The sequence below is a fragment of the Mobilicoccus caccae genome (genome assembly GCF_030161635.1).
In the GTDB taxonomy this organism is placed as follows: Bacteria; Actinomycetota; Actinomycetes; order Actinomycetales; family Dermatophilaceae; genus Mobilicoccus; species Mobilicoccus caccae.
The window spans coordinates 3389613-3413109 of the sequence record NZ_BSUO01000001.1; the positions used below are offsets into that span (position 1 = coordinate 3389613).

16 protein-coding genes and 4 pseudogenes are annotated in these 23497 nt (G+C 71.7%); 6 read left to right on the forward strand and 14 right to left on the reverse strand.

The genetic code is table 11. The features are described from left to right. Positions 1-282: 282 nt before the first annotated feature. The gene (locus QQK49_RS16615; RefSeq protein ID WP_284304906.1) at positions 283-3048 is read left to right on the forward strand and encodes a sugar-binding protein; all 2766 of its coding nucleotides are present in this window, start codon (positions 283-285) and stop codon (positions 3046-3048) included. Between the two features lie 91 nt (positions 3049-3139). Here the strand turns inward: QQK49_RS16615 and QQK49_RS16620 are convergent. From QQK49_RS16620 to serS, 4 genes and pseudogenes are all read right to left on the reverse strand, one after another. Next, a pseudogene (locus QQK49_RS16620) lies at positions 3140-3780 on the reverse strand (VOC family protein). A 71-nt stretch (positions 3781-3851) separates the two neighbouring features. Further along, positions 3852-4646, reverse strand: coding sequence for a TrmH family RNA methyltransferase (locus QQK49_RS16625; RefSeq protein ID WP_284304907.1), 795 nt, complete (start codon positions 4644-4646; stop codon positions 3852-3854). A gap of 22 nt (positions 4647-4668) precedes the next feature. Continuing rightward, a complete protein-coding gene (locus tag QQK49_RS16630) occupies positions 4669-4935 on the reverse strand; it encodes a hypothetical protein (RefSeq protein ID WP_284304908.1) in 267 nt (88 codons plus the stop codon). 308 nt (positions 4936-5243) lie between these two features. Beyond that, on the reverse strand, positions 5244-6575 hold the full coding sequence (gene serS / locus QQK49_RS16635) for a serine--tRNA ligase (protein ID WP_284304909.1): 1332 nt from the start codon (positions 6573-6575) through the stop codon (positions 5244-5246). A gap of 98 nt (positions 6576-6673) precedes the next feature. Here serS and QQK49_RS16640 point away from each other — a divergent pair, with 98 nt between their 5' ends. Further along, positions 6674-7741: a diacylglycerol/lipid kinase family protein gene (locus QQK49_RS16640; protein ID WP_284304910.1), complete on the forward strand. Its 1068-nt coding sequence runs from the start codon at positions 6674-6676 to the stop codon at positions 7739-7741. A 28-nt stretch (positions 7742-7769) separates the two neighbouring features. Here the strand turns inward: QQK49_RS16640 and pheA are convergent, their stop codons facing one another. The 7 genes and pseudogenes from pheA to QQK49_RS16675 all read right to left on the reverse strand — a co-directional run bounded on the left by pheA (position 7770) and on the right by QQK49_RS16675 (position 14260). Continuing rightward, positions 7770-8690 carry a prephenate dehydratase gene (pheA, locus tag QQK49_RS16645; protein WP_284304911.1) on the reverse strand — a complete coding sequence of 307 codons (921 nt, stop codon included), beginning with the start codon at positions 8688-8690 and terminating at the stop codon, positions 7770-7772. Next, on the reverse strand, positions 8687-9601 hold the full coding sequence (locus tag QQK49_RS16650; protein WP_284304912.1) for a DUF5926 family protein: 915 nt from the start codon (positions 9599-9601) through the stop codon (positions 8687-8689). Before QQK49_RS16650 ends, pheA begins: the two co-directional genes overlap by 4 nt. A 48-nt stretch (positions 9602-9649) precedes the next feature. Continuing rightward, entirely contained in the window at positions 9650-10096 is a 447-nt protein-coding gene (locus QQK49_RS16655) for an ATP-binding protein (RefSeq protein ID WP_284305940.1), read from the reverse strand. Positions 10097-10216: 120 nt separating this feature from the next. Continuing rightward, positions 10217-11632, reverse strand: coding sequence for an efflux RND transporter permease subunit (locus tag QQK49_RS16660; protein ID WP_284305941.1), 1416 nt, complete (start codon positions 11630-11632; stop codon positions 10217-10219). A gap of 377 nt (positions 11633-12009) precedes the next feature. Next, positions 12010-12192: pseudogene (locus tag QQK49_RS22900) on the reverse strand (efflux RND transporter permease subunit); the annotation flags it as partial. Between the two features lie 71 nt (positions 12193-12263). Continuing rightward, a pseudogene (locus QQK49_RS22905) lies at positions 12264-13853 on the reverse strand (efflux RND transporter permease subunit); the annotation flags it as partial. After that, the gene (locus tag QQK49_RS16675) at positions 13775-14260 is read right to left on the reverse strand and encodes an efflux RND transporter permease subunit (RefSeq protein ID WP_284304913.1); all 486 of its coding nucleotides are present in this window, start codon (positions 14258-14260) and stop codon (positions 13775-13777) included. The pseudogene QQK49_RS22905 and the gene QQK49_RS16675, both read right to left, overlap by 79 nt. 220 nt (positions 14261-14480) lie before the next feature. Here QQK49_RS16675 and QQK49_RS16680 point away from each other — a divergent pair, with 220 nt between their 5' ends. From QQK49_RS16680 to QQK49_RS16690, 3 genes are all read left to right on the forward strand, one after another. Next, the gene (locus QQK49_RS16680) at positions 14481-15530 is read left to right on the forward strand and encodes an enoyl-CoA hydratase/isomerase family protein (RefSeq protein ID WP_284304914.1); all 1050 of its coding nucleotides are present in this window, start codon (positions 14481-14483) and stop codon (positions 15528-15530) included. A 61-nt stretch (positions 15531-15591) separates the two neighbouring features. Then, entirely contained in the window at positions 15592-16203 is a 612-nt protein-coding gene (locus QQK49_RS16685) for a class I SAM-dependent DNA methyltransferase (protein ID WP_284304915.1), read from the forward strand. Continuing rightward, the gene (locus tag QQK49_RS16690; RefSeq protein ID WP_284304916.1) at positions 16200-16814 is read left to right on the forward strand and encodes a hypothetical protein; all 615 of its coding nucleotides are present in this window, start codon (positions 16200-16202) and stop codon (positions 16812-16814) included. Before QQK49_RS16685 ends, QQK49_RS16690 begins: the two co-directional genes overlap by 4 nt. Before the next feature lie 119 nt (positions 16815-16933). Here QQK49_RS16690 and QQK49_RS16700 read toward each other — a convergent pair. Next, positions 16934-20460, reverse strand: a pseudogene (locus QQK49_RS16700) (proline dehydrogenase family protein). Positions 20461-20614: 154 nt separating this feature from the next. Between QQK49_RS16700 and QQK49_RS16705 the strand changes: the two are divergent. Then, positions 20615-21367 carry an AraC family transcriptional regulator gene (locus QQK49_RS16705; RefSeq protein ID WP_284304919.1) on the forward strand — a complete coding sequence of 251 codons (753 nt, stop codon included), beginning with the start codon at positions 20615-20617 and terminating at the stop codon, positions 21365-21367. A gap of 106 nt (positions 21368-21473) precedes the next feature. On the opposite strand, the gene QQK49_RS16710 is transcribed toward QQK49_RS16705, so the two are convergent. Together QQK49_RS16710 and QQK49_RS16715 are read right to left on the reverse strand one after the other, a co-directional pair. Further along, complete coding sequence (locus tag QQK49_RS16710) at positions 21474-23018, reverse strand: DEAD/DEAH box helicase (RefSeq protein ID WP_284304920.1); 1545 nt, start codon at positions 23016-23018, stop codon at positions 21474-21476. A 244-nt stretch (positions 23019-23262) separates the two neighbouring features. Further along, positions 23263-23496, reverse strand: a complete 234-nt coding sequence (locus QQK49_RS16715; protein WP_284304922.1) for a hypothetical protein — start codon at positions 23494-23496, stop codon at positions 23263-23265. Between the last annotated feature and the right edge of the window lies 1 nt (position 23497).

Sequence of the window (23497 nt, forward strand, 5' to 3'; positions counted from 1 at the left end):
CGAGAGGGCCGCGCGAGTCATCCACAGGCTCTGGACTCCGTGCACGATCCGGCCGACGACACGCGAACCCCGACCGGCCCCAGCGCGCAGGTGCGCACCTCGGCCGGCCGACACGGGCGTGTCGTCGGCCCGATCGTGCAGCCGCCCGGTCACGGAAAGGACGGGAAAGGAGTTCTCCTGCATCCCTTCACGTTCGGTTCGGACGCGCCTAGGTTTGGGGCACCGGATCGCGGGTGGCACCCGGCCCCCTCGTGGTACCCGGTTGCCTCGAAGGAGTCACACATGGCCCGCTCACCTCTGCCCGGCCGTTCCACCACGACGCTGGCGCTGCTCGTGGCCGGTATGCCTCTCGCGCTCGGCCCCGCCGTGGCCGCGCCGACCGCACCCGCCGCACCCGCCGCGCCGCGCCCGCCGGACGCGACGACGTCGGCGGGAAAGCCGGTGGATCTGGGCGCGTTGTTCATCGGCGCGCACCCCGACGACGAGGCGGGCACTCTGTCGACCCTCGGCCACTGGAAGTCGGCCTACGGGGTGCGGACGGGGGTCATCACCGTCACCCGAGGTGAGGGCGGTGGCAACGCCGTCGGCCCGGAGGAGGGGCCCGCACTGGGTCTGATCCGTGAGGCCGAGGAGCGCCGCGCGGTCGGCAAGGCCGGGATCACCGACGTCTACAACCTCGACGACGTCGACTTCTACTACACCGTCTCCCAACCGTTGACGCGGCAGACGTGGGGTCATCAGGACGTCCTCGCCAAGACCGTCCGCATCATCCGGCAGACCCGGCCCGAGGTCCTCCTCACGATGAATCCCGCGCCCTCGCCCGGCCAGCACGGTCACCACCAGGAGGCCGCCCGCATCGCGGTCGAGGCGTACGCGGCCGCCGCGGACCCCTCCGCCTTCCCGGAGCAGCTCACCAAGGAGGGCCTCAAGCCGTTCGCGCCCTCGCGTCTGCTGCTGCGCAGCGCGTGGGGCACCCAGGCCGACGGGCCCGAGTGCGCCGCGGGGTTCGCTCCGAAGGACCCCACCCAGAACGTGTTCGGCGTGTGGGGCGGCCACCAGGCCCCCGACGGACGCACGTGGGCGGCGGTCGAGCGCGACGCGCAGCGGGAGTACCGCAGCCAGGGATGGGCCGGATTCCCCGACGTGCCGACCGACCCCGCCGCGCTCGGCTGCGACATCTTCACCCAGGTCGCCTCACGGGTCGCCTTCCCGGCGCCGAAGACTCCCGCGGCGAATGCCGCCGACGGCGCGCTCGCGGGAGCCCTGACGCGCTCCCGTGGCAGCGTGCCCACGGGCACCGGACTGGAGGTGCGCACCTCCACCACCCGCGCCCTGCCCGGTGTGCCCCTGACGGTGAAGGTGCCCGTGACGGCGCCCGCCCGCAGCTCGCTGGCCGGCGTGCGGGTGAAGCTCGCCGCGCCGTCCGGATGGAAGGTCCAGGGACGCGGCACCATCGGCACGCTGCGCAAGGGAGCGACGGGGGTGGCGACGTTCACGGTCGTCCCGTCGGCCGAGGCCGCGCCGGGTGAGCGGGTCCGTCTCGCCGCGCACCTGAGCTCGCGGTCGGGGTCGGGCTACGCCGACGCGCCGGTGCTCGTCAGCGCGCCCGTGACCGCGCACCAGCAGCTCCTCCCCCAGGTCGCGGACTACGCGGAGTGGACCAAGCAGCAGGGGATCGAGGAGTTCACCGACCTCGTCACCCCGGCGCTGACCATCCCGGTCGGCGGCAGCCGCGACATCGAGTACGTCCTGACGAACCACACGGCCACGGCGCAGCGCACCACGCTCACGGTCAAGGCACCGAAGGGGTTCGCCATCGACCTGGGCTCGTCGGCGGCCGTGACGGTGCCTGCCCGCGGCACCGCGACCGTCAAGGCGAAGGTGCGCAGCACGGACGCCGCGATGCCGACGTCGATGGCCGGCGGCGAGGGCGGTGACCACCTGTACGAGGTCACCGCTCGGACCGGCCGCTCCACGGCGAAGGCGACCAACGCCCTCGAACTCGTCCCCACCACCACGATCGGCAAGGCGACGAACGCGCCGGTCGTCGACGGCAAGATCACCGACGGCGAGTACCCCGGCACCGCCCTCGACGTCTCGCGCAAGTGGGAGGGCGAGGACTGCACGTCGGCCCAGGACTGCTCCGCGACCGCCCGCCTCACGTGGCGCGACGACACCCTCTTCGTCGCCGTCACCGTCAAGGACGACACCAAGGGGGCGACGCTGACGACGGCCGACTGCAAGCGGCAGTGGCGCACCGACGCCGTCGAGATCGCGATCGACCCGCGCGGCGACAGCGAGAACACGTCCTCGACGTTCAAGGCCGCGATCCTGCCGTGGACCAAGGAGGGCCCCGCCTGCGCCCTGCGCGACGCGGACAACCACCAGGGTCCGGCGGACAAGACGGCCCCCGGCATGAAGGTCGCGAGCACGGTCACCAGCCCCTACACCGGCTACACCGTGGAGGCCGCCATCCCGATGTCGGTGCTGCCCGGGGCGATCGACCCCGAGCGGATGGGGCTGAACATCCTGCCCTACGACTCCGACACCACCGACCAGGTCGGCCAGTCGCGGATCGGATGGTCGGTCTGGGGCGGGGTCCAGGGTGACCCGTACCGCTGGGGCCAGGCCAAGCTCGACGGGTACCGCCCGCCGGCCGGCCGCCCGGCCAAGGCCCCGGCGCCGATCATGCCGCTGGAGGCCCTCAGCTCACTGGACTCCCCTCAGTCCATCGAGCAGGCGGCGGCCACGAACGTGCAGCTCAGCGGCCTCGCCCGGACCGCCGACCGCAGGGCCGGTTGGGCCGAGCGGGCCACGCGCCAGGGGGCGAGCGTCCGCACGTGGGTCCGCGCCCGCGGCGAGGGCACCGCGCATGTCACGATCCGCGACGCCTCCGGCTCGGCCGGCACCCGCGTGGTCAAGGTGCTCCCCGGCCGCAGCCGCATCGACGTCAAGCCCACCCGGGCATTGACGGGCACGGTGTCGGTGACCCTCGGGTGGCAGGGCAAGGACGGCGGCACGCTCGCCTCGGTCGTCCCGGTGAAGTAGCACCCGCCTGAACCGCGACCGGGGCGGAGGTGGAGCCGGAGAACACCGGCCTCACCTCCGCCCCGTCCGTGTCGCGGGTCGGCGGGTCGGATCAGATGACGACCTGGCCGTTCGGGGTGTCGAAGGTGACCGACATCAGTCCGGCGTTGCCGTGCGGGGCGATGAAGGTGAAGTCGATGACCGTGGAGGTCTGCGTCGGCGAGAGCCCCAGCCACTCACGCACGCGGTCGGGATCGCCGGCGATGGTCAGCCCGGCGATGTTCACCTCGGGCGCCTCACCGATCGCGCCGGAGGGGTGCAGCTCGGGGTTCTCGTAACAGACGAAGAAGGGTAGCTGCGGGTCGTTGATGAGCCCCTTGACACCGATCTGCTTCCACTTGAGCACCCGGTTGTCCGGAAACCGCCGGTGGCCGTCGACCGGTTCGCGTTCCAGGCGCGTCACCAGCGGGGCGATGTCCTCGACCCGGATGACCCACCCCATCCAGCCACCACCACGTTCGGTGGCGGCACGGACGGCCTGCCCGAACGGCGCCTTGTCCGACGCCGGGTGGTCGAGCACCTCCACGACCTCGACGTACCGTTCGTGCGCCAGTGGCAGGACGATGTTGCGGGTGCCGAAGCTGGGGTGGACGCCCCCTTGACGGCGCGGACTCCGAGCTTCTCGGCCAATCGGTCGGCCGTCGCGCGCACGCCGTCGTGTTCCGCGGCGTAAGAGACGTGATCTACTCGCATGGGCCATATCGTGGCACAGGACACACCATGCCTCGTGACGCACCGTCCGGTCCCGGGACCTGGTGCCCTGGTCAGCCCGCGCCCCGCTGGCGTACCGCCTCGTACAGCAGGATGGCCGCGGACGTCGCGACGTTGAGCGAATCGACCTGCCCCACCATCGGAATCCGCACTCTGATGTCGGCCGCGGCGAGCATGAGCGCCGAGAGCCCCTCCTTCTCGGCGCCGACCGCGATGGCGATCGGGCCGCGTAGGTCGGCCTCGGTGTGCAGGAGGTCGGCATCGGGGGTGGCCGCGACGAGCGCCACGCCCCGGCCATGCAGCCACGCCAGGGTGTCCGGCGTGGTCGCCGAGACGACCGGGACGGCGAACACCGCACCCTTGCTGCCCCGGACGACGTTGGGGTTGCCCCAGTCGGAGACCGGGTCGGCGGCGATGACGCCGTGCACTCCGGCCGCGTCGGCCGTCCGCAGGATCGCGCCGAGGTTTCCGGGCTTCTCGATGTGCTCCCCGACGAGCAGGAACTCCGGTGTGCCCGGGTCGAATCCCTCCAGCGGGATCCCCGGGGCCTCCATCACCGCGAGCATGCCGTCCGGGCCCTCGCGGTAGGCGACCTTCTCGAACGCCTGACGGGAGAGGCGCACGACGTCGAGTCCCTGATCGGCGAAGGTCCGCAGCAACGGCTCGGCGCGACCGTCGTCCAGGTCGGGACACCAATAGACCTCGCGCACCCGCGCACCGGCGCCGACGGCGAGGGTGGTCTCCTCCACCCCCTCCACCAGCGTGACCCCGGCCGCGTCACGATCCCGGCGTCGGCGAAGGCGCGCCAGCGCGCGGAGGCGTGGGTTGGACGGGCTGGTGATCTCCATGGCCCGCCCAGCATCCCACCCTTCAGGTACGGCTGTGCTCCCCCGTGGCGAACCGCTCGGCGATACGCGCGTAGAGGGGCCCGCCGGGCAGGCCCTCGCCCGCCTCCAGATGCTGCACGATGTCCTCCAGCGCCTGCGCGTACCCCTTGAGGTACTCGGCGTCCAGCGACCCGGACTCGCGCTCGGCCTCGTGTCGCATCTGCGCGGCCCACTGGCGGCCGAAGTGCCCCAGGCACAAGTGGTGCGTATACAGGTCGGTGAGTCCCAACACCTCGTTCGCGTCTTCCATGACTGTCCTCCCCCGATTGCATTGATGTGATCAATCCTCTGATGTAGGTCCTTATCGCCCTTCTCGCCGCCGTTCACAGCTCTTCGGCAGAGCGCATGCACACATCGCGGCAAGGGCTCTGAATTCCGTTGTCCACCAACATGTTCAGAGCGCGAATTATGCACCGTTCGTCCAAGTCGTGCGCTCGTTCATCTCATTTTCTCGCGGCGATGCGTCCAAGACGGACGCCGCTCTTGGACGCGATCAGGACATTCAGCACGAGCCCCGGAAACCGGCCCGGAACCCCCGTGGGAGCCCCGGGACCGGCCTCAGCGACCGCCCGGCACGAGCAGGTCGGTACCGAGGTAGGGCCGCAGCGCGACCGGGACGACGACCGTGCCGTCGGCCTGCTGGTGGTTCTCCAGCAGCGCGACCAGCCACCGGGTCGTGGCCATCGTTCCGTTGAGGGTCGCGACGGTCCGCGTCCCCGACGGCACCCGTTCGCGGGTGCCGAGCCGGCGGGCCTGGAACGTCGTGCAGTTCGAGGTCGAGGTGAGCTCGCGGTATTTGCCCTGGGTGGGCACCCAGCCCTCGCAGTCGAACTTGCGCGCGGCCGGGCCACCGAGGTCTCCGGCCGCCACGTCGATGACGCGGTAGGGCAGCTCCATGCGGTCGAGCATGTCGCGCTCGTGGGCCAGCAGGCGTGCGTGCTCGTTCTCGGCGTCCTCGGGACGGCAGTACACGAACATCTCGACCTTCTGGAACTGGTGCACCCGGATGATGCCGCGGGTGTCCTTGCCGTAGCTGCCCGCCTCGCGCCGGTAGCACGTCGACAGCGCGGCATAGCGCCGCGGCCCGTCCGCGAGGTCGATGATCTCGTCGGCGTGGAAGCCGGCGAGCGCCACCTCCGAGGTGCCGGTGAGGTACAGCTCGTCGGTACCCAGCTTGTAGACCTCGTCCGCGTGCGAGTCGAGGAAGCCCGCCCCGGCCATCGTCGTGGGGTTGACCAGCGTGGGGACGCCGACCTGCGTGAAACCGTTCTCGTAGGCCGTCTCGAGCGCGAGTTGCATGAGCGCGTTCTCCAGCCGCGCCCCCTGACCGACGGTGTAGTAGAACCGCGACTCGGCGACCTTGACGCCGCGCGCCATGTCGATGAGCCCGAGGTGCTCGGCGATCTCCAGATGGTCCTTGGGCTCGAAACCCTCGGCGGCGAAGTCCCGAGGCTGCGGCCCGTGGGTCTCCAGCACCACGAAGTCGTCCTCGCCACCGCTCGGCACACCCTCGATGACGAAGTTGGGCAGGCGGGTGAGCAGCGTCGTGAGTTCGGTCTGCGCCTCGATCGAGGTCGCCTCGAGCGCCTTGACGCGGTCCGACAGCTCACCGGCGGCGCGACGCGCCTCGTTGGCCTCGGTCTCCAGCGCCGACAGCTCCTCGGCGTCGGCCCCCGACTTCTTGGCCTTGCCGAGGCGGCCCATGACCTCGCCGACCGCCTTGCTCGTCGTCTTCTGCTCGGCGCGCAGGCGCTCGAACTCCGCCAGGCTCGACCGGCGTCGCTCGTCGGCCGCGAGGATCGCGTCGACGATCCTCTCGTCCTCGCCGCGGGCGTGCTGGGAGTCACGAGCGGCCTGCGGATTCTCACGAAGCACCTTGATGTCGATCACGCCTCCACGATAGAGGGCGGCACCGAGGTGTTCACGGAGATATCGCACGCGCACGACCCCACGGGCGGCGACCGGCGTCGCCGAGTACCGTCGACGATGTGAACGCAGCGTCGTGGGTCCTCTGGATCGGCATTCTGGTCCTGCTCGTCGTGGTGGCGGTGGTCGTGTGGTCGACCGTGCGGATGGGCGGCGCTCGCAAGGACGCCGCCGGCGAGCAGCCGCCCTCCGAGCCCACCCATCGGCGCGTCGCGGTGGTGATCAATCCCATCAAGTTCGCCGACGTCGGACGCGTCCAGTACCAACTCGACGCGCTCGCCGAGACCCGCGGCTGGAAGATCGACTGGCACGAGACGACGGTCGAGGACCCCGGCACCGGACAGACCCGTGAGGCCACCGAGAACGGCGCCGAGGTCGTGTGCGCCTTAGGCGGCGACGGCACGGCCCGCGCGGTCGCCGCCGGACTCGTCGACACCGGCGTTCCGATGGGGCTGCTGCCCGGGGGCACCGGCAACCTGCTGGCGCGCAACATGGAGTTCCCCATCGACTCCCTCGAGCAGTGCTTCCTCATCGCCCTCGAAGGCGTCGACCGGCCGATCGACATCGGCCGCCTCTCCGTCCTCCCGGAGGAGACCCAGGACGACCCCAAGGACTACTACTTCCTCGTCATGGCCGGTCTGGGGTTCGACGCCTCGGTCATGGCCCAGGCGCCGGAGAAGCTCAAGTCCCACCTCGGCTGGCCGGCCTACGTCGTCTCGGGCATCTCCCAGCTCGCCGGTCACCGGTTCGAGGTGGAGGTCGTGCTCGACGACGACCTGGTCATCCACCGCAAGGTCCGCTCGATCCTCATCGGCAACGTCGGGCGGCTGCAGGGTGGCGTCGAACTGCTCCCCGACGCCGAGGTCGACGACGGCACCCTCGATGCGGTGATCCTCGCGCCCAAGGGCCTGTCGGGCTGGGCCGCGGTCGCCCTGCGCATCCTCACCAAGACGCGCCACGGGCACCGCCGCGTCGAACACCTGCAGTGCCACACCATGCGCATCCGACTCGGGGGCGGCCACCACCAGGAGGTCCAGCTCGACGGCGACCCCATCGGCCCCGCGCGGGCACTCAAGGCCACCGTCCTGCAGGGCGCACTCGTGCTGCGCACGCCCAGGACGGTGATCTAGGAGACTCCTCCGGCTCGTCTCGCCGGAACTACGGCCGGCGCAGGAGTTCGAGCCAGAGACGCGCGTCGACGTAGGCCTCGTCGCCGTGGTCGGGGTGGATCTCGGCCGGTCGCAGGTCGGCCCGGGGATAGGAGCCGACGAAGCGCACCTCGGAGCAGATGCGGTGCAGGCCCATGAGCGTCTCGCCCACGCGTTCGTCGGCGACGTGTCCCTCGAGGTCGATCGAGAAGCAGTAGGAGCCGAGCGAGGCCTTGGTGGGGCGCGACTCCAGCCGGGTGAGGTTGATGCCGCGCGCCGCGAACTGCTCGAGGAGTCCGAGGAGTCCACCCGGTCGGTCGTCGCGCTGGAAGAGCACGAGGGTCGTCTTGTCGGCGCCGGTGGGTTCGGGCATCCGGCCTGGGCGGGCGGCCACGACGAACCGGGTCACGGCGTCGGGGATGTCGCCGATGTCGTCGGCCAGCGGGACGAGCCCATGACGGTCGGCGGCGATCTGGGGACACACGGCGGCCTGGAACGACGAGGCACCCTCACCCCCGAGATCGGCGGCCGCCGCGGCGTTCGACAGGGCGGGCATGAAGACCGCCTCGGGCAGGTGCTCCGACATCCACCCGCGCACCTGGGCCCACGCGTGGCTGTGCGTGGCCACCGCGTGGATGTCCTCGAGCGTCGTGCCCGGTCGCACGGCCAGCACGAACCGGATCGGGACGAGCACCTCGCCGACGATGTGCAGCGAGGAGCCGGTCGCGAGGGAGTCCAGCGTCGCGGAGACCCCGCCCTCGACGGAGTTCTCCATCGCGACGACGGCGGCGTCCAGCTCTCCGGCGCGCACCCTCCCGAGCGCGACGTCGACCGAGGCGCAGGGCACGGCGTCGGCCTCTTCGGCCTCGGGCAGGCGCAGCAGCGCCATCTCGGTGAAGGTGCCGGGCGGACCGAGGTAGCCGATCCTCATCGCAGCGTCATCTGCCGTCCCAGGAGACCGGCGCGGGCGCGGCGCTCCTCCGGGGTCAGGGAGCCGTCGGCGGCGTAGGCCTCCTCGAAACGGGCGCTCAGGGCGGCCACCGCGTCTTCGTGGTCACCGGCCTCGAGCGCCGGGTCCAGGTCCCACACGGGCACGAGGAGTCCGCAGGCCCGGAACGCGCCGAGGAGGCGGGTGTCCGGCCCGAGGGATTCGGCCCCCGCGGCCACCAGGCGCGCGAGGGCGTCGGTCGCGCGGTCCTCGTCGTGGGGCAGCAGCCACCGCAGGTGCGTGCGTTCGCCGACGCGGCACCAGTAGGCCGACTCCACGCTCGACAGCCGGGTCGTGGGGATGATCGAGGCGTTGGTCTGCTCCAGCGAGGCCTTGCCCTCGGCGTCGAGATCGCGGCCCGGCGCGATCCAGAAGTCGAACGTCTCGTGCATGTCGACGACCAGTGGCGCGTCGAGGTCGACCAGATCCTGCAGGCGAGGAGTGGCGTACTCGGCGACTGTCGTGGGCCGCGCGGGCATCCCCTCAGGAGTCCCGAGCAGCTCGAGCAGCACGTGGGCGATGTCGCGGGAGTGATCGCCGCTGGTGGAGCCGGACTGCAGCCCGATCATGCGCACGCCGTCGGCCCGGTGCAGACCCGGCCAGGCCATGGGGAGGACGGTGGCGAGGGTGAGGGTCTCGGGCACGCCCGCCTCTCCCGCTGCGGCGACGAGCGCCTCGGAATCACGACGCAGCCTCACCGTGGCGGTGGCCGCGGGCACGATCTCGCGCATGGCGACGATGTCGGTCTCGCCGGGCAGCCCCTCGAACGGCCGCGCCACGAACGGTGCGGCGGTGGAGACGGTCGAACCCTGGCGTCGCTCGGCCTGGCGAGCGCGTCGTGATGCCTTACCCATGAGTGCAGCCTAGTCTCCCGGGGTCGACGCCCCCGGAGAGGGCGCAGGTCAGAGACGGCGCCGGCGAGAAGGACCACCGAGGGCCGCCCACACGGTGCGGCCGTTGCGCTCGTCCTGCACACCCCACTCGTGGGCCAGGCTGCGCACGATGCGCAGGCCGCGCCCCCGTACCGCCCAGAGCGACTTGCGCACCGGCTTGGGGTAGGTGGCGCCGCCACCGTCGCGCACCTCGACCTCGACCGCGCCGCTCTTGACCTTCCACCGCACGCGCACGCAGCCGTCGGCCAGTGGGCGGGCGTGGAGCACGGAGTTGGCGACGAACTCGGAGACGACGGCCTCGACCTCCTCCACCACGAGTCGACTCACGCCGCGTGTCGTGAGATCGGCGCCGATGGTGCGGCGGGCGATCCGGACGGCTGTCGGCGTGTGCGGCACCCGGACGCTCTTCGTGCCCTCGATCGGGCCGGTCTGCGTGCGCTGGGGCGCCTCTTGCATGGTCGACACGGGGTCTCTCCTTCGACGTCGTCGTCGCGGGCTGTCCACATAATCACCCGAAAGGCCACATAACCATCCAACGCCCGTTTTGCGCAACATGTCGTCGGTCACCCCGACGGATCAGGTGTTCTGCGCCTCCGCGAGTGGATCGCGCGGGGCGCGGCGCCCCTCTCGGCGTCGCTCGATGAGGAGGTAGAGGGCCGGCACGACGAGCAGCGTGAGGGCCGTCGAGCTGAACAGACCACCGATGACGACCAGCGCCAACGGCTGGGAGATGAACGCCCCACCGCCCGAGAGGGACATGGCCATCGGCACCAGCGCGAGGATCGTGGCCAACGCCGTCATGACGATGGGCCGCACCCGGTCTCGCGCACCCTCGACCACCGCGTCGAGCACCCCCAGACCGCGCTCGCGGTACTGGTTGACGAGGTCGATGAGCACGATGGCGTTGGTGACGACGATGCCCACCAACATGAGCAGACCGATGATGGCCGGCACGCCGAGCGCGGTGTCGGTCAGCTCCAGGGCCGCGAGGGCGCCGGTGGCCGCCAGCGGCACGCTGATCAGCAGGATCAACGGCTGGATCAGGCTGCCGAACGTGGCGACCATGACCACGTAGACGATGGCGATGGCGATGAGGATCGCGATACCCAGCTGGGTGAACGCCTCCTGCTGCTCGGCCGAGACACCACCGATGGTCGCCGAGGCGCCGGCGGGCAGTTGCGTCGCGTTCACGGCCGCCTGGATGTCGCGGGTGACGCCGCCGAGGTCGTCGCCGTCGGGGGTGGCCGTGATGAGGGCCGTACGTCGGCCGTCGACCCGGGTGATCGAGGCGGCGGTGTTCTGCCGCTCGACGTCGGCGACGGCGCCGAGAAGGACCTCCTTGCCGTTGAGGTCGGACCCCACCGGCACGTCCTCCATCGCCGACTCCGTCGTGGGAGTGGGGCGTTCGTGGACCACGACGTCGCGGCGCTGCTCCTCGATCTCGACCTGACCGATCGTCGCCCCCTGCAACGCCTTGGACACCGCGGCGCCGATCTGCGGCTCGGTGAGACCGCGTTCGAGCGCCGCCGCCCGGTCGACGTCGACGACGAGCGCGGGCGTCTCGGCGGCGAGGTTGTTCGCGACGTCGCGGGTGCCGCCCACGGACTCCACGGACTTCTGCACGGCGGTGGCCGCCGCGCGCAGGTCCTCCTGGTCGGCCGCCTGCACCGAGATCTCGACCTGGCTGCTGCCCGGACCGCCGCCTCCGGCCTGGGAGACGCTGACGTCGCCGAGGTCGTCACGCTGGTCGAACGCGGCGCGCAGGGCCTGGGTGACCGCCTCGGTGTCGCTGTCCTTCGCCAAGGTGACGGTGTGCCGGGCGACGTTGGAGCTGCCGCCGCCGAAGAAGGTCTGCACGCCGCCGCCACCGGAGCCCGCGATGGTGACCTGCACCGATTCAACCTCGGGCCGCTGCCGCACGATGCGCTCGACGACCGCCGCGCGCTCGTCCGTCTTCTCCAGCGTCGTCCCCACGGGGAGGCGCTGGGAGATCGCGAGGAGTCGGTGCCGGCGTCGCCGATGAAGTCGGTCTTGAGGCCCGTGGCAGCCACGCCCGTGAGCGCGAGCAGCAGGAAGGCCAGGACGACGGTGACGACGGGTCGGCGCAGGGCCACCCCCAGCGCCGGCAGGTAGGCCCGCAGGAGCAACCCGCCACCCGGGACGGCGGCGCCGTGATGCGCGCGCTGCTTCTCACCCGCCTCGGAGGTCGCGGCCTCCGCCGACTCCTCCCGATGCTCCGCCGTCTGCTCGGACTCCTCGCGCTCCTCCACGGCCCGCTCGTGGGTGCGACGACGCCAGGGCAGGGCGAACCGCCGGCGCCCGGCGCTGCTCTCGCCGTCGCTGCGCACGAACCAGTACCCCAGGACCGGGATGATCGTCAGCGCGACCAGCAGGGAGGCGCCCATCGCGAGGGCCACGGTGATGGCGAACGGGCGGAACAGCTCACCGGCCTGGCCGCCGACGACACCGATCGGCAGGAACACCGCGATGGTGGCCGCCGTCGAGGCCGTGATGGCGGAGGCGACCTCCTTGACGGCCGCCGGGATGGCCACCCCTTGGGTTCGCCGAGGTCGAGGTGTCGCTTGATGTTCTCGATGACGACGATCGAGTCGTCGACGACGCGTCCGACGGAGATCGTCAGCGCACCCAGCGTGAGGATGTTGAGCGACAGGCCACCGGTGTTCATGCCGATGACGGCCATGAGCAGCGACATCGGGATCGACAAGGCCGTGACCACGGTCAGGGGCAGCGACAGCAGGAAGACGAACACCACCAGCACGGCCATCGCGAGTCCGAGCAACCCCTCGACACCGAGGTCGTCGATGGACTGCTCGATGAACGGCGCCTGGTCGAAGACGACACTCAGCTCCCCACCGGGGATCTTGGCCTCGGCGTCGGCCAGCTTCTCCTGGATGGCGTGGGAGACCTCGACGGCGCCGGCGGCCGGGGTCTTGGTGATGGCGAGGGTGACGCTGGGGCGCCCGTCGGAGCGCGAGACACCGGCACCGGGTGCGTCGACGAGGTCGACCTCGGCGACGTCACCCAGGGTGTGGATCGTCGGCGTCGGGATGGTCGTGCCACCCTGCATGGCCGCGAGCTGCTTCTGCAGTTCGGACAGTCCGGCGAGCTGGCCCTGCAACGCCTGCAACTGCCCGAGTTGGCCCTGGAGCTGGGACAGACCCTGGAGCTGGCCCTGCAAGCCCTGCAGCGCCTGCAACTGACCCTGCAGCTGCGAGAGCTGCGCGAGCTGGCCCTGGAGTCCGCGCAACTGGTCGAGCTGACCCTGCAACTGCCTCAGCGCTCCGAGCTGCCCCTGCAGTTCACTGAGCTGCGAGAGTCCCTGAAGCTGCTCCTGCAGCTGGTCCAGGCCCTGGAGTTGCTCCTGCAACTGCTGGAGCTGTTCGAGCGCCGCGATGAGCCGCGGAACCTGCTGCAACTGCTCGAGGAGCTCGGGGAGCGAGGGCAGCCCCTCGGGCCAGGGCACGTCGCCCGGGATCTCGGTGGGCAGCTGCGTGGGCAATTGCGTGGGCAGTTGCGTCGGGAGCTGGGTGGGCAGGCCGGTCGGCGCCATGCTGGTCGGGGGCGCCGGGGTCTGGGTGGCCGTGGGGGTCGGCGTCGTCGGCGGGGCGGTCGCCGGGGGTGGCGAGGTGGGCGCCTGCGTCGGCGTCGTCGTGGGCGACGGAGTGGGTGTCTGGGTCGGGCTCGCGGTGGGGCTCGGCGAGGCCGTCTCCTCGGGTGCCGGGGCCAGGGGCCGGGCCCGGGGGATCGGGGCGCTCATGCCGGCACCGCCGGAGGACGCGGGCGGCGCCGCCCCACCCGGAAGACGGGGTGCAGCGGGAGCGGACCCGCGTGCCAGGCCCGACAGCGCGCTACCGGACCCGCCGGGGACGGCCGCCAGCGGCAACTCACGGATCTGCTCGACCGACGACAGCCGGGAGCCGACCTGGACGCTCAGGTCCTGGTCACCGGCCTTGATCTGGCCACCGGGGATGACGACGCCGTTGGCCTGCAGCAGGCTCGTGACCGTGGACGCGGTGATGCCGGTGCGTTCGAGCTCGTCCTCGTCGAGGTCGATGCGGACGACCTTGTCGGAGGCGCCGCTGACCTGCACCTCGCGCACTCCGGGGACGTCGCTCAGCTCGGGCACCACCAGGTCGCGCACCCGCTCGGCCAGCTCGTCGGGGCTCTCACCACCGCTGGCCGCGATCTGCATGACCGGGAAGTCGTCGATGCTGCCCGTGATGACGCGCGGATCGGCCCCTCGGGCAGGTTGCGCACGGCGAGGACCGCGCGTTGGAGCTTGGCCTGCGCCTGGGGCAGATCGGTGCCGTACTCCAGGTTGACGGTGACCGAAGAGACGCCCGAACGCGACGTGGACTCGACCTTCTCGACGCCCTCGACGCCGAGCACCGCCGCCTCGATGGGGGCGCTGACCTGGTCCTCGATCACTCCTGCACCGGCGCCGGGCACGACCGTGACGACCCCGGCGATCGGGATCTGGATCGAGGGGATGAGCTCGCGCTTCATCGCCCCCAGCGCGATGACGCCACCGATCATGATGAACACGGTGACGAGGGCGATCAGCGCGCGGTTGCGCAGGCTGAACCTGGTGAGGATCACTCGGACTCCGGGCGTCGAAGAGTCGTGCTTCGGCTGCGTCGCGGGCGAACCACCCGGCCACACCGTTGCGCTCCCCCGACGACTGTTCGGAGTCTGCCACAGGGCACCGACAAGCCTGACCCGAGCGGCAGTCTCCTATGGTGGCAACGCGACTCGAACGATCACGCACCAGACCGACACCCGCACCAGCGCCCACACCACGGTGGATGGAGGAGTCCCGATGACCGCACCGTCCGAGCAGACGGCACCCTTCGAGCAGGTCCGGTTCGAACGACGGGGCGCTCTCGGCCTCGTCGTCCTCGACCGCCCCAAGGCCATCAACTCCCTGACCATCGACATGATCCGGGCGATGCACGAGCAGCTGTCGGCCTGGCAGGACGACGACTCCGTCGCGGTCGTCGCGATCACCGGCGCCGGCGAGAAGGGGCTCTGCGCCGGGGGTGACGTCGTCGCCATGCGCGATCACGTCCTCGGCCCGCCGGCGGAGAAGGCGGAGGCCGTGTCCTTCTGGGCGGACGAGTACGTCCTCGACGGGCTCATCGGCGCCTACCCCAAGCCGGTCGTCGCGGTCATGGACGGCGTGACGATGGGCGGCGGGATCGGCATCGCGGGCCACGCCGACCTGCGCATCGCCACCGAACGCAGCAAGATCGCGATGCCCGAGACCAAGATCGGGTTCTTCCCCGACGTGGGCGGACTGCACCTGCTGGCGCGGGCCCCCGGCGAGCTGGGCACCCACATGGCGATGACCGGCGCCGTGGTCACCGGCGCCGACGCGGTGCTGGTCGGGATCGCCGACGTCCTCGTGGAGTCCTCGAGGATCCCGGAGATCCTGAGCGCGTTGGAGTCCGGCACCGTCCCGGCCCCTGAGGACATCGGCTCGACGTCCCACCCAGCTCCCCTGGAGGACGAGCGGGTGTGGATCGACGCCTGCTGCACCGGCGACGACGCGGCCGCGATCCACGAACGGCTCCGGACCTACGACGGCGAGCGCGCCGAGCAGGCCCACGAGGCGGCGGACGCCATGGCTGCGCGGTCGCCGTTCTCGGTGAGCGTGACGCTGGAGGCGATCCGCCGCGCCGGTCGGCTCGACTCGCTGGACGCCGTCCTCGCCCAGGACACGGTCCTCTCGCGCGCCTTCGCCGACGAACCGGACTTCCGCGAGGGCGTCCGTGCGCTGCTGGTCGACAAGGACAATGCTCCGGCCTGGCGTCACGACTCCCTCGCCGACGTCCCCCGCGCCGAGGTCGAGGCGGCCTTCAACGCCTGAGCCACACCCGCGCGCACATCTCGGACGGCGGGTTCTGGACCCGTGATGGCACGATGGAACGGTGACGACGACAGAGGAGTTCGACAGCCTCTACGCCGGTGATCCCGACCCCTGGCAGGTCGCGAGCAGTTGGTACGAGCGGCGCAAGATCGAGATCGTCCTCGCCTGTCTGCGCCGGCCCCGGCACGGCTTCGTGTGGGACGCCGGCTGCGGCACGGGCGAACTCACGGCGGCACTCGCCGCCCGGGCCGACCGGGTCCTCGCCACCGATCCCTCCGCCCAGGCGGTCGCGTTGGCCGGGGCCCGCCTCGCAGGTGAGGCGAACGTGCACCTCGAGAGGTCCACGCTGCCGGCGCGCCCCGAATCCCTGACCGACGCGCCCGATCTGGTGGTGCTCAGCGAGGTCCTCTACTACCTGTCCGCGGCGGATCGGCAAGCGACGTACGCGCTGCTCGACGAGGTGTCGCATCCCGAGACCGACCTCGCCATCGTGCACTGGGGGCCGAGGACCGAGGGCGCGACCTGCTCCGGGCTGGCGGCGTTCAACGAGGCCAGTTCCGAGCTCAACGCCCGCGGATGGGGCCGGCTGGTCACCCACACCGACGCGGAGTTCCTCATCGGCCTGTTCTCCAAGGACATCCCCGACGAGGTCGGCGGGCGGGACGACGCGTGAGCCGGCACCGGTTCGACGGGCTCATCGCCGGTCTCGGCACGGCTGAGGGCACCCGCCTGGTCGTCGGACACTGGCCGGCCTCACCCCTGGGCGCGTTCACCGATGTCATGGTCGAGCGCGCCGACGGTCATCGCGTGCTGCTGGCGCCGACTCCGGAGGTCGCGGAGTTCGTCACCGCCACCTACCGGTTCGACGACCACGTCCTGACCCCCGTCACCGCGGAGATCCGGCGCAACGCCCGGCTGGGACCCGCATGCGTCTGGTCGGTCGAGGCCGGCCCGCTGCGGTGCACCTTCACGACCGGGCACCGCACGGCCCTTGGCGCGCTGCTGCGGTCGATCCCGCGGCAGGTGGCGACCTCACCGGCGTTCTGCCGGCTGACCGACCCACCCGCGCGTCTCGTGGGGCTGCGCACTGCGGGGACCGCCGGCAACGGTCGGCGCGAGTACTACGGAGCCCACGACGTGCACACGGTGACGTCGCTCGTCGCCTCCTGGGACGGCGTCGATCTCGGCCCTCTGCGCCCGGTGACGCCCCCGGTGCGCTTCGGATTCGGGTCGACGCCGGCCCGCCCCAGCGTGACGTCGGTGACCACGACGATCCTCACCTGAGGTCACCGGTCCGCGCGGACCGGCCGGAACGCCCCCACGACGGCCCGAACACGCGGAACGCCGCCACCCATCGGTGACGGCGTTCCACGTGTGTCGAGCCCAGCAGGGAGAACCCGAGGTCAGCGCGCGGGGGTCTCCACGCGGTCGAGGTGGCCGTAGCGGTGCATCGTGCGGCTGATGGCCTGTTCACGCAGGAAGAACAGCAGCTCACGGCGGCCGGTGGCCAGCACCGGGTCGGAGAACAGCGTCACCGCGCCGCGCGCCTCCTCCTCGCGCAGGGCCGACAGGATCGGGGAGTCCCCGACCAGGCGCAGACGCCCGGTGAGGTCGCCGCGCTCGATCCGCAGGAGGAAGTCGTCGTCGGACTCAGCCCGGTCGACGTACATCGCGAGGATGCGCAGGGCTTCGTCGGTGTCGGCGTCGCGGCCGTCGAACGACTTGAGGTGGGCGCTGGTGTCGGGGTCCAGGCTGATGCGCAGATCGGCGCCCGCGGCCATCGCCCCGAGCACCACCCGCAGCAGTTCGACCATCCGCGCACCGGGCGCCGTCCGCACCCACACCTGCGGGTGCGGCCGGTACCGGAACACGTTGGTCTCGACCACCAGGGCGGACTCGTCACGCTCGACCGAGAACTCCTGCTCCCACGCCTGGGCGTCGCTGCCCGCGGCAGCACGCAGCCACGTGCGCTCCTCGCGGTCCGGAACCAGGCCCAGGAACGCGCGCAACCCGCGACGGACCGGCCCTTCGAGCGAGGCCAGTCGGGTCGGCGTCCCGTCCGGCTCCCAGCGTCCGAGCTGGGCGACGTAGTTGGGGCCGCCCGCCTTCGCGCCCGGTCCGACCGAGCTCTCCTTCCAGCCACCGAAGCTCTGCCGACGCACGATCGCGCCGGTGATGTGCCGGTTGACGTAGGCGTTGCCGATCTCGACCTCCTCGAGCCAGGTGCCGATCTCGTCGGCGTCGAGGAGTGCAGGCCGCCGGTGAGGCCGAAGGCCGTGGCGTTCTGCAGCTCGATGGCCTCCTCCAGCGACGACGCCGTCATGAGGCCGAGCACCGGACCGAACACCTCGGTGAGGTGGAAGAACGACCCCGGTCGCACGCCCTCCTTCAACCCCGGGCTCCACAGCCGGCCGGAGTCATCGAGCTGCCGGGGCTCGACGATCCAGCTCTCGCCGGGCTCCAGCGTGGTCAGGGCGCGCAGCAGCTTGTCCTCGGCGGGCTCGATGATCGGGCCCATCGTCGAGGAGATGTCCTGCGGCCAGCCGACGCGCAGCGACTCCACGGCGTCGATGAGCTGGCGGCGGAACCGCTCGGAGGTCGCGACCGACCCCACGAGGATGCCGAGAGAGGCCGCCGAGCACTTCTGCCCGGCGTGCCCGAACGCGGACTTCACGAGGTCGGCCACGGCCAGGTCCAGGTCGGCGGCGGGCGTGACGATCAGGGCGTTCTTGCCCGAGGTCTCGCCGTACACGCGCGGTCCCCGCTCGTGCCCCAGGCGCCAGGAGGCGAACATGCGGGCGGTCTCGCTGGCGCCGGTGAGCACGACGGTCTCGACGTCGTCGTGTGAGATGAGCGCCTTGCCCGCCGACCGCTCGCCGGTGCGCACGACCTGCAGCACGTCCTCCGGGACACCGGCCTCGTGCAGGGCGGCGACGCCGACCTCGACGCATCCGGGCGTCGGGTGGGCCGGCTTGATGACGACGGACGACCCGGCCGCGAGCGCCGCCATGACCCCGCCGAGCGGGATCGCGACGGGGAAGTTCCACGGCGGGGTGATGAGGACGACGCGGTCGGGCACGAAGCGCGCGCCGTCGGTGTCGAGCCCGCTCTCCAGGTCGAGGGCGCGGTCGGCGTAGTAGCGGGCGAAGTCGATGGCCTCGCTGATCTCGGGGTCGGACTGCTCGACGGTCTTGCCACCCTCGGCGGCCATGACCGTGATGAACTCCCCGCGGCGGGCCTCCATGCCGCGGCCGGCCCGTCGCAGGATGTCGGCCCGCTCGGCGGCGGGACGCGCGGCCCAGCCCTCGTGGGCGGCCGCGGCGCGACCGACGACGTCGTCGACCTCCTCGGGCGAGGTCAGCACCGGCGAGGTGAGTTCGGCCGGCGACGCGGCGAGCGCCTCCAGCGCCCAGCGGCGCACCTCGGGCAGGGACGGGTCGGAGTCCGGCGTGTTCTCGAAGGTGTCGCCGAACTCCTCACGCTCGGCCCGGCGGTTCGGGCCGATGGACGTGGTCGGGATCGCCTCGACCGAGTCGCGGAACCGCTGCTCCTGCTCGGCCATCGGGTCCTCGGCCTGACGGGACTCCTCGTCGCTGAAGATCGCGTGGAGGAAGTTGCCGGGCGTGGAGTTCTCCTCCAGGCGGCGGATGAGGTAGCTGACGGCGACGTCGAAGTCCTCCGGCGCCACGATCGGGGTGTAGAGCAGGACGGTGCCGACGGCCTCCATGACGGCCCGCGACTGTGAGGGGGCCATGCCCTGCAGCATCTCGACGTCGAGGGAGTCGGAGGTGCCACGGTGCTGCGCGAGCAGGTGGGCGACGGCGATGTCGAAGAGGTTGTGGCTCGCGACACCCACCCGCAGGGCGGCGGGGCGACCGTCGTGACCTGCGGCGACGTCCTCACGCAGCGCCCGCTCGACGCAGCTCAGGTAGTTGGCGTCGACCTCCTCCTTGGAGTGGTAGGGCGCCTGCTCCCAGCCGTGGACCGCGGCCTCGACCTGTTCCATCGCGAGGTTGGCGCCCTTGACCAGGCGCACCTTGATGCCGGCACGTCCCTCGGCGACGCGCTTCTTGGCGAAGTCGGCCAGTTCCTCGAGCGCTGGGAGGGCGTCGGGCAGGTAGGCCTGCAGCACGATGCCGGCTTCGAGGTCGTGGAACTCCGGCTCCGAGAGCATCCGCCGGAACAACTCGATCGTGAGGTCGAGGTCGCGGTACTCCTCCATGTCGAGGTTGACGAACGCCTTGGGCGAGCGGGTGTTCGCGACGCGGTACAGCGGTCGCAGCCGCTCCAGGCAGTGCGCGACGGTGCCCTCGTGGTCCCAGGTGCTGATCTGGCTGACGAGCGAACTCACCTTGATCGACACGTAGTCGACGTCGGGACGCTCGAGGAGTTCGGTGACGCGGCGGGTGCGGGAGGCGGCCTCCTTCTCACCGAGCACGGCCTCGCCGAGGAGGTTGACGTTGAGCCGGAACCCCTGGTCGCGGCCGGCGGCGAGGTGCTTGGCCAGCACCGGGTCCTTGGCGTCGCCGACGAGGTGGCCGACCATCTGCTTGAGGCGCAGCCGCGCGAGCGGCACGACGAGGGAGGGCGCCAGCGGGGCGAGCTTCGCGCCGAGGCCGAGCAGGGCCCGGTCGGTGCCTTCGAGGAAACTCGCGGCCTTCTTGGGGGTCAGGTGCGACAGTTCGTGCGCGGCGGCCTTGTTGTCCTCGGGGCGGGCGACGCGGTCGACGAACCGGACGGCGAAGTCGAGCCCCTCCTCGTCGCGGACGAGGGAGGCGAGCTGTCCGGTGGTCGCGCGCTCGGCGGAGGTCTGCTCACGCTGGGTGGCCTCGGCCCACCGGTGGGCCAGGGCGACGGCGTCGTCGACGAAGGGGGCCAGGGCGTCACGGGCCGTGGAGTCCGGCTGGATCTGGGGGCGAGGGTCCGTCATCGAGCCAGTATCGAGCGGACTCGGCGCCCAGTCTTGTCGTTTCGCCGCACACGTTCTGCGGATCTCCCCCTACGCGCCCGTTTCCCGACGTCCGAGGACCGCGCGGCCGGAGACACCGGGCGCGCCTCGGGTGGTCGTGCCGCAGGATGGAGGCGTGTCCCAGGATCGACCCGGCGATGGCCCGTTGCTGACCCCGCAGTTGCGTGCGGCGATGTCGGACGCCGTCCTCGACCTGCTGGAGGACCTCACGACGACGATGTTCTGCGTCAAGAACGCTCAGGGCCGGTACGTTGCGGTCAACACGACCTTCGTGCATCGCGCGGGCAAACGGTCCGAGCGGGACGTCCTCGGCCGCACGGCCGGTGAGCTCTTCGTCACCGACCTCGCCGAGCGGTACGAGACCCAGGACGAGGCCGTGATGTCCACCGGAAAACCCCTGCGGCACGAGTTGGAGCTCATCAGCTCACGCGGCGGACAGCCCCGCTGGTTCCTCACCAACAAGGTGCCGCTGCGGCACGGACGAAAGGTCGTAGGACTGGTGTCGCTGTCACAGGATGTCGGCGCCGACGCCGTCGACGACCCGGCGATGACGTCGCTGACCAGGGTCGTCGACCACATCGACGCGAACATCGACCGGCAGATCCGCGTCACCGACCTCGCCGAGATCGCCGGCTGCAGCGTCGACACCCTCGAACGTCGGATCCGGCGGGTCTTCCACCGCACCCCGACGCAACTCGTGCTGACGACGCGGATGGAGCGGGCGACGGCGCAACTGACCGGCGGCGACCGGCCCATCGCGGCCATCGCCACCGACTGCGGGTTCTACGACCAGGCCGCCTTCAGCCGCACCTTCGCGCGACTCACGGGTCTGACCCCGACCCAGTTCCGCCGCCAGGGCGGCAACTGACACCGACGCCCGCGGCAGCAACGGCTGCGTGCCGCGGGCGGGATCGGTTCAGAAGGGGGCGCAGGCGCCTTCAGGTGTGGGGTCGGGGTGGTGACGACGTGCCGGTTCAGCGGCGGCGTCCGGCCGAGGACCGGCTCGAGAACGCGGCAGCGCTGCCGCCGGAGGACGAGGAGGAGGACGACCCCGTGGTCGAGCTCGAGCCCTGACGGCGACCCGACCCACCGGCGGAGGCCGACGATCCGCGGCTCTGCCCGCCCTGGCCACCCTGTCCGCGACGTCGACCGCCGGAGTCCCGCTGACCCTGACGCCCGCCACCGCGCGCCGACGAGGCGTCGCCGCCCTGCTGACGCCCGTCCGACCCGCCCGAGCGACGACGCCCGGAGCCGCCGGAGCCGCCACGACGCGGACGGTTGCGCTCGGAGCCGTCACGCTGCTCGCGCTCGGTCGAGGCAGGGACGATGGGGGCGCGCACCTCACCGGTGGCCGCGCCACCGGTCGGGGCGAGAGTGGCGATGAGCGGGTGCAGGGGGTGGACGCGGGTGGTCGTCGGGTTGATCCCGGCGGCCTTGGTCAGCTGGCGGACGTCCTTGGTCTGCTCGTCGGTCATCAGTGTGACGACGGTGCCCGCCGCCCCGGCCCGCGCGGTGCGGCCCGAGCGGTGCACGTACGCCTTGTGCTCGACGGGCGGGTCGGCGTGGACCACGAGGCTCACGTCGTCGACGTGGATGCCGCGGGCCGCGATGTCGGTGGCGACCAGGGTCGTCACCTCACCGGAGTGGAACGCGTCGAGGTTGCGCACCCGGGCGTTCTGCCCGAGGTTGCCGTGCAGTTCGACCGAGGGGACGCCGCGGCCGTTGAGCTGCTTGGCGAGCTTCTTGGCGCCGTACTTGGTGCGGGTGAACACGACGGTGCGGTCGGCGCCACCGGTCAGCCCGGCGACGACGTCGAGGCGGTGACCGGCGTCGATGTGCAGGACGTGGTGGTCCATCGCGGACACCGGCGAGGTCGGGGAGTCCGCGTGGTGCGTGACGGGGTTCGACAGGAACGCGTCGGCGAGCACGCCGACTCCCGCGTCGAGCGTCGCGGAGAACAGGAGTCGCTGCCCGCCCTGCGGCGTCTTCTTCAGCAACCGCTTGACGACGGGCAGGAACCCGAGGTCGGCCATGTGGTCGGCCTCGTCGAGGACGGTCACCTCCACGGCGTCGAGGCTGCAGAGGCCCTGGTTGATGAGGTCCTCGAGGCGTCCGGGGCAGGCGACGAGCACGTCGACTCCCTGCTTGAGCGCCTGCACCTGCGGGTTCTGTCCGACACCGCCGAACACGACGCGGCTGCGCATGCCGGCGACCGCGGCGAGCGGGGCCAGGGCGGCCTCGACCTGTCGGGCGAGTTCGCGGGTGGGGACGAGGATGAGGCCGCGCGGGCGCATCGGCCGACGCTTGGTGCCCGACGCCTGCAGGCGGGCCACCATCGGCAGGAGGAAGGCGTAGGTCTTGCCGGAGCCGGTCCGGCCTCGGCCGAGGACGTCGCGTCCGGCGAGGGAGTCGGGCAGCGTCGCGGCCTGGATCGGCGTCGGGGTGACGATGCCGTCCGCCTCGAGGGCGGCGGCGACGGCGGTGGGCACGCCGAGGCGTGCGAAAGCAGAGGTGTTCAACGGGAGTCCTTCATCGAGGTGTCCCGCGGTGCCTGGTGTTCGGGCGCCACCTGCGTATCGTCTTCGGCGCGGCGGCCGGCTGAGCCGGTCGGTCCACGGCGGAACGTGCGAGGACCCTGTGTTCCCCACCGTACGGCATGACGCCGGTGACCCGCCAAGCGCCGACCTCGCGGCCACCCTCCGTCCCCCACCTCGGACAGTAGGGAAAGTGTGAGACAGCCGGGCAGGCGCTACGGTCTCGCCCTCACCTACTGTCCGAGGTGGGAGCGGGGTCCCCTGCCGGGTCTCCTGCCGGGACGGCGGGTTCGCGCCCACCCGACCGTCCTCCGAGTACGGCCTTGACGACGAGCCCGATCGCGAGCGCCCACCCGAGCACCGTCGCCCACACCGGCTGCGCGATGAAGATCAGCGTCATCGCCGTGATCGTCGGAACGAGGTGGATGAAGGCCTGGACGACGTAGCCGCCGAAGCTGGGCATC

What these genes read in the sequence shown, in the direction of transcription:
- QQK49_RS16650 (WP_284304912.1), bottom strand. Translation starts at nt 9,601, where the DNA reads ATGGGTAAGGCATCACGACGCGCTCGCCAGGCCGAGCGACGCCAGGGT.
- QQK49_RS16715 (WP_284304922.1), bottom strand. Translation starts at nt 23,496, where the DNA reads ATGCCCAGCTTCGGCGGCTACGTCGTCCAGGCCTTCATCCACCTCGTT.
- QQK49_RS16630 (WP_284304908.1), bottom strand. Translation starts at nt 4,935, where the DNA reads ATGGAAGACGCGAACGAGGTGTTGGGACTCACCGACCTGTATACGCAC.
- pheA (WP_284304911.1), bottom strand. Translation starts at nt 8,690, where the DNA reads ATGAGGATCGGCTACCTCGGTCCGCCCGGCACCTTCACCGAGATGGCG.
- QQK49_RS16615 (WP_284304906.1), top strand. Translation starts at nt 283, where the DNA reads ATGGCCCGCTCACCTCTGCCCGGCCGTTCCACCACGACGCTGGCGCTG.
- QQK49_RS16680 (WP_284304914.1), top strand. Translation starts at nt 14,481, where the DNA reads ATGACCGCACCGTCCGAGCAGACGGCACCCTTCGAGCAGGTCCGGTTC.
- QQK49_RS16625 (WP_284304907.1), bottom strand. Translation starts at nt 4,646, where the DNA reads ATGGAGATCACCAGCCCGTCCAACCCACGCCTCCGCGCGCTGGCGCGC.
- QQK49_RS16655 (WP_284305940.1), bottom strand. Translation starts at nt 10,096, where the DNA reads ATGCAAGAGGCGCCCCAGCGCACGCAGACCGGCCCGATCGAGGGCACG.